Origin of the sequence: uncultured Streptococcus sp., assembly GCF_915066115.1 — a bacterium.
GTDB lineage: Bacteria > Bacillota > Bacilli > Lactobacillales > Streptococcaceae > Streptococcus.
In genome coordinates this window covers 1-6,298 of the sequence record NZ_CAJZDT010000112.1, presented here as the reverse complement: position 1 = coordinate 6,298, position 6,298 = coordinate 1, and the positions used below count along the sequence as shown (strand labels likewise).

General features: G+C 44.1%; 7 protein-coding genes. All 7 read right to left on the bottom strand.

The window, feature by feature from the left end; all coding sequences use genetic code 11:
* Positions 1-154 precede the first annotated feature (154 nt).
* Positions 155-493, bottom strand: a complete 339-nt coding sequence (locus tag QZ565_RS07610) for a YlbF/YmcA family competence regulator (RefSeq protein ID WP_000065980.1) — start codon at positions 491-493, stop codon at positions 155-157.
* A gap of 10 nt (positions 494-503) precedes the next feature.
* A complete protein-coding gene (locus tag QZ565_RS07605; protein ID WP_295527781.1) occupies positions 504-1,607 on the bottom strand; it encodes a prephenate dehydrogenase in 1,104 nt (367 codons plus the stop codon).
* A gap of 9 nt (positions 1,608-1,616) precedes the next feature.
* Positions 1,617-2,783, bottom strand: a complete 1,167-nt coding sequence (gene aroC, locus QZ565_RS07600) for a chorismate synthase (RefSeq protein ID WP_070527086.1) — start codon at positions 2,781-2,783, stop codon at positions 1,617-1,619.
* Positions 2,784-2,792: 9 nt separating this feature from the next.
* The gene (aroB, locus tag QZ565_RS07595) at positions 2,793-3,860 is read right to left on the bottom strand and encodes a 3-dehydroquinate synthase (protein WP_295527778.1); all 1,068 of its coding nucleotides are present in this window, start codon (positions 3,858-3,860) and stop codon (positions 2,793-2,795) included.
* An 18-nt stretch (positions 3,861-3,878) separates the two neighbouring features.
* Positions 3,879-4,733: a shikimate dehydrogenase gene (locus QZ565_RS07590; RefSeq protein WP_295527775.1), complete on the bottom strand. Its 855-nt coding sequence runs from the start codon at positions 4,731-4,733 to the stop codon at positions 3,879-3,881.
* Positions 4,723-5,400: a type I 3-dehydroquinate dehydratase gene (aroD, locus tag QZ565_RS07585; RefSeq protein WP_000767765.1), complete on the bottom strand. Its 678-nt coding sequence runs from the start codon at positions 5,398-5,400 to the stop codon at positions 4,723-4,725. Before aroD ends, QZ565_RS07590 begins: the two co-directional genes overlap by 11 nt.
* The coding region (locus tag QZ565_RS07580) for a class I SAM-dependent rRNA methyltransferase (RefSeq protein WP_295527770.1) at positions 5,397-6,298 on the bottom strand (902 nt) is incomplete at its 5' end. The genes QZ565_RS07580 and aroD, both read right to left, overlap by 4 nt.

Genomic DNA, 6,298 nt, shown 5'->3' with positions numbered 1-6,298 from the left:
TTAATTTGTTTTGTATTTTGTTTATTAGTAAAGACATTCATCCCCACAGTCATTCTTAAACGAACCACGCTAATAACTCTAACTAATACAGTAGTTACCAATAATAATCATACGCTTAAGAAAACACCTATAAATAATGAACAAAATAATTTTCTTATTTTAGCAATTCTGAAACTGGTTCAAAAACAATTTTTTCAATGTCAGAAAGGTAAATTGCCAATTGTTGTTGCTTAGTAAAGAATTCTGACAAGAGGCTGTTCCCCTGAATCTGCTTGCCAAAGCCTTCCATTTTCGCTTGAAAGGAAGCGTCTGGCATTTGACCTGTCTGTGCCAGTCTTTGAATTTCCTCTTGGAAAGCAACATATTCTGTAAAAATTTTGCTTGCCTCAGCATCTGCTGAAATAGCATCTTTAGCTGCTTTGACAGCCTTGTATTCTGGTAATTCGCGTAGACCGCGACTGAGTTCGTTTGCACTATCGTAAATATTTGACATGTTCTTCTCCTTATTTGATGACAACTGTGTAGTCAGTGTTTTCTGTTATTAGATGCTCAGCTCTTTCTAAGTCTTGAGCATTTTTAAATGAAATTTGTAGAATCCCGTGAATATCTTCACGGTTTTCCTCATTGATATGAATATTAACCAAGGAAGTTCCTCGTAGCAATTCCAAAATCCTCAAGATGACATCTTCTTCATCGGGAACGTCAACATAGAGGTCGTAAGAACTGTCTACTCCACCACGCTTATGGATTTCCATGGCCTGACGTTGCTCACGCGCTTGATTGAAAAAGTTCCAGATTTGCTCCTCATCTCCCTTGCTGATGGCCCGGCCAACCTCATCCAAACGTTCCTTAAAATCCTCAATCCGCTCTAGGATTGTCTCGCGATTGGACAAGAGAATGGAGGTCCACATACCTGGCTCGCTTTCTGCAATTCGAGTCATATCTCGGAAACCACCGGCCGCAAAGCGCCTTGCCATTTCATGTTCTTGAGCATAAACCGCGGTCTGTTCCATGAGACTGGAAGCCAGAATATGAGGAAAATGGCTGATCTGAGAAGTGACTCGGTCATGCTCCTTGGCATCAATCTCGATAAAGCGAGCGTGAAGACCTGAAAGCAGATCCTTCATTTCCTCAAGCGTGTCAGGACTTGTCAGGCTCGAAGGCGTGAAGATATAATAAGCATTTTCAAAAAGATTGACATCCGCAGAGGCAGCCCCTGTCTTGTGACTACCAGCCATGGGATGGGCCCCGACAAAGCGAACAGACTTGCCAGCCAAATACTGCTCCGCTGCATCCACAATGGCTGACTTGGTCGAACCAGCATCTGAAATAATGACACCTTCTTTCAAGTCCAAGTTCGCCAACTCCTTAATGAAAGCAATGGTTTGTTTAATCGGCAAGCTGAGGATAATGATATCTGCCAAAGGAGCAAAACTGGCAAAATCATCCGTTGCACGATCAATCATGCCTTCTTTCAAGGCGATATCTCTCGAAGCTTGACTGCGATTATAACCTAAAATTTCATAATCTGGATGACCGCGTTTGATACCAAGTGCCATCGAGGCTCCAATCAATCCAAGACCTGCGATATAGACTGTTTTTGCCATAGGAACTCCTTAATAGTTCTTTGTATAGTCTCGGTGTTTGGCTACCGCTTCTTTTAATTCCTCTAGATTGTCTGATGAGAATTTTTCAAGGATTTCTTGTGCCAGAACCGTTGCCACAACAGCTTCCATGACCACTCCTGCTGCTGGAAGAGCAGTCGGATCACTTCTCTCCACAGTTGCCTTGTAGGGTTCATGGGTTTCGATATCCACACTCATGAGTGGTTTGTAGAGAGTAGGAATGGGTTTCATGACTCCACGAACAACGATGGGCTGCCCATTGGTCATACCACCTTCAAAGCCACCCAGATTGTTGGTACGACGAGTATAGCCGTCTTCTTTAGACCAGAGAATTTCATCCATGACCTGGCTGCCTTTACGATAACCAGCTTCAAAGCCAAGACCAAATTCCACCCCTTTAAAGGCATTTATAGAGACAACAGCTTGTGCCAATCTTGCATCCAATTTTCTGTCCCATTGGACATAGGAACCAAGACCAACTGGAACACCTCCAACGACTGTCTCCACAACCCCACCGATGGTATCACCGTCACGTTTGATTTGGTCAATATAATCCTTGATTTCCTGTTCCCGTTCTTGGTTGACAATAGAAACTTCGGACTGGGCAGCTCGTTCCTTAATCTCAGCAACTGTCAGATTCTCAGGAACATCGATTTCCTTGCCACCAAAGACAACGACATGATTAGCAATCTCCATATCCAGTTCAGCCAAGAGGCGTTTGGCTACAGCCCCAACTGCCACCCGCATGGTGGTTTCACGAGCTGATGAACGCTCCAAGGAATTACGTAAATCATCAAAACGGTACTTGATACCCCCTACCAAATCGGCATGACCTGGGCGAGGATGGGTGATTTTTCGTTTGCTTTTAAGTCGCTCTTCAATGTCTTCCGCAGACATGATGTCCAGCCATTTCTGGTGGTCCTTATTGATGACATCCATAGTAATAGGCGCCCCTGTCGTCTTCCCGTGACGAACGCCCGAAGTAAAGACAACCTGGTCACTCTCAATCTTCATACGACCACCACGACCGTAGCCACCCTGACGGCGTCTAAGGTCCTCATTGATATCCTCAGCTGTCAAAGGAAGTCCAGCTGGAATTCCCTCAATAATAGCTGTCAGACGGGGGCCGTGTGATTCTCCTGCTGTTAAATATCTCATACACTCTCCTTATTTTACCAAGTAGTCTTTCATCTCTTCCAGAGAAACTGGGTGAATAGTCGCTGAACCGAGCTCTGGTACCAAGACCAATTTCAAGGTATTGCCACGCGCTTTCTTGTCATGAGTAAGAGCTTGATAAAGCTTGTCAACATTCCAGTTTTCATAATCAACAGGCAAGCCAAACTTCTGACACATTTCTGTGATGGACTGGGTAATGCCAGCTGGCATGAGGCCTTTTTCCTCAGCCACCTTGGAAATCTGCACCATGCCCATGGCCACAGCTTCTCCATGCATGACCTTGCCATAACCAGCCGTTGCTTCAATGGCATGACCAATAGTGTGGCCAAAGTTGAGGTAAAGGCGTACACCATTGTCCAACTCATCCTCAACTACCATCTTGCGCTTAACCTGACAAGAATGTTCAATCAAGGTCTCTGCATGCTCCAAAATGCTCTCTACAGTACCATCTAGCTCCGTCAGGAGAGCCCAAAGTGCTGGATCCTCAATCAAGCCGTACTTGATAACCTCACCCATTCCTTCAATCAACTCTCTTTTTCCGAGAGTTTCAAGAACAAGTGGATCAATCAGAACCCCGTCTGGCTGGGCAAAGGTCCCCACCATATTTTTAGCAAATGGAGTGTTGACACCCGTCTTTCCGCCGATAGAAGAATCAACCTGAGCTGTCAAGCTGGTCGGAATCTGAACAAAATGAATGCCCCGCATATAGGTAGAGGCTACAAAACCAGCCAGGTCCCCAACGACACCGCCACCAAGAGCCACGATTCCATCGCTACGAGTCAACCCCTGCTTAACTAGAAATTCATAGACTTTCTGAACAGTGGTTAAATTCTTTCTTTCTTCCCCTTCTAAAAAGTCAAATACCGCTACCTGAAAACCAGCATCTTCTAGGCTGAGCTTGACCTTCTCTGCATAAAGAGAAGCTACATGGTTGTCTGTTACAATGACTACTTTTTGCGGTTGCCAGAGTTCTCGCAACCATTGACCTGCTTGCGATAGACTGCCTTTTTCAATCTGAATATCATAAGGATGATGAGGAATATCGATTCTGATTTTCATAGGAGAATCTCCTTTTCTTTATTGGTATTTTTCTGTTAAGGACTGCCAAATCTCTTCTGTTGGCATTTCCTTTCCTGTCCACAGTTGAAAAGCTTCTGCAGCTTGATAGAGCAACATTCCCAGCCCATTGATCGCTGGATTGCCCTGACTTCTAGCCCATTTCAAAAATGGTGTTTCAAAGGGTTGGTAAATGATATCTGCTACTAAAAGAGTTTCTGATAGGACAATGCTTTCAGGAACTGGAGATGATTGACCATCCATCCCTACACTTGTCGCATTGACAAGTAAATCCGACTCAGCAATCCTTGCTTGCAGTTCAGGAATATCTTCTAAAGTATGCAAGTCCACTTTAAAGCCTGTCTGCTCCTGTAACTTGTCTAGATAAGGCCTTGTTTTTTCCATAGAAACTGAACGAACAAAGACTGAAATCTGACTGACTCCGTCCAAAATAGCTTGTGCCAAAATGGACTTGGCCGCACCACCTGCACCCAGCAGGATCATCTTCTTACCTGAAATTGTAAAAGAAGGCAAGCTCTTAAAAAATCCCTTGCCATCTGTATTATATCCAATTAAATTGCCATTCTCATTGACAACCGTATTAACCGCGCCAATCAAGCGCGCTTCATCGCTCAGCTCATCCAAATAAGGAACCACCTGCTCCTTATAGGGCATGGACAGGTTGATGCCAAACATCTGGTAGCGACGAATATTAGCCACTGTGACTTCCAAGTCAGCCGCTTCAATCTCCCAAGCCACGTAAGCACCATTGGTAGCTGTCGCCTCAAAGGCACTATTGTGAATAAAGGGGGAAATAGAATGCTTAATAGGATTAGCAACAACGGCAGCTAAACGTGTATAGCCATCAAGCTTCATCCAAAATCTCCCGAATTTTTTTCATGTTAGCTAAGGAAATCTGACCTGGAGCACTTGCCTCATCTAGACTAGCAAAAGACCAGCTAGAACCCGTCACATCCGCAGTGATACGAGAGACCTTGCCCACCTTGCCCATAGAAATGGTCACATATTCCTGCTCAGGATTGAGGGTTTTAAAGCCTCGTGTATAGTTCATCAAGTCTAGCACATCCTGCTCCGTGTGAGCCATCACCGCAACCTTAACAAGTTTTGGATTTAGGCTCGTCAATTCTGACAAGATCTCCATCATATTTTCAGGTGTTTCTTGGAAATTGTGGTAACTCAAAACGAGATTGGGAAAGTCCAGCATTTCCTCAAAAACATCCTTGTAGCTATAGTACTCAAAATCAATATAGTCTGGTTGATAGAGTTGTGCCACTTCCTTGATTAGATGGATATATTCTTCTGGAGAAAGGTCGATTTCTCCCCCTTCAGAGCGAGTTCGTAGCGTGAAGACCAACTCACGACCTGCGAATTTTTCAAAAATCGCTGGAGCCACCTGCAAAATCGCTTCCTTAGGCAGATAGTCGGCACGCCATTCAATGATGTCGGCATCCAGGTACCTCGTGGCATCCAGAGCCTGGGCCTCCTCTAAACTTCTTGGCATTACTGAAACGATTAATTTCATTTACTAACCTTCATACTAATCACCTTGAGGTAATTACTACTTTCATCTTTTTTATTATAGGCGAAATCTGCTGGAAGACCGTATTTGTTTAAAATCTGGTAACTTCTTCCTGCAAAGCCTTTATCAATTTGTTCTGTAAATTTCTGGCGGGAAACATTGGCAGCATTGGTACTAGCAATGATAATCCCTCCCGGATTTAAAATCTCAAGACTCTGGGAAATCAACTTGTGATAGTCCTTAGCTACAGAGAATGTTTGTTTTTTATTGCGGGCAAAGCTTGGTGGATCAAGAACAATCACATCATAGGTCAAGCCTTTTCGCTTGGCATACTTGAAGTACTCAAAGACATCCATGACGATAAAACGATGGTTGTCTGTGCTGAGTCCATTTGCCTGAAAATGAGCTTCTGACAACTCTCTCGACCGTTTTGCCAAGTCGACAGAAGTCGTCTCACTCGCGCCTCCCATAGCTGCAGCAACTGAAAAGGCAGCTGTATAGGAAAACATATTGAGCAAGGATTTACCCCTGGCTAAACCGTCTACCAAACTCCCACGAACCTCGTGCTGATCCAGAAAAATACCTGTCATCAAGCCATCATTCATAAAGACCTGATAGAGCACACCATTCTCAAAAACAGTAAAGTAGGCTGGCGCTTTTTCACCATAGACATGAGCAGACTCGTAATCTAGACCTTTAAAACGAATCTTCTCATAAGCCCCCAAGACCTCAGGAAAGACTTCCTTAAAAGCCTTTATAATCAACTTACGAATCTGGTAAACATAGGAGTTGTACCAAGAAAAGACCACATAATCTCCGTAGAGATCAAGAGTCATACCACCAAAACCATCTCCCTCTTGGTTAAAGAGGCGAAAGGCAGTTGTCAAGTCATCCTGATAAT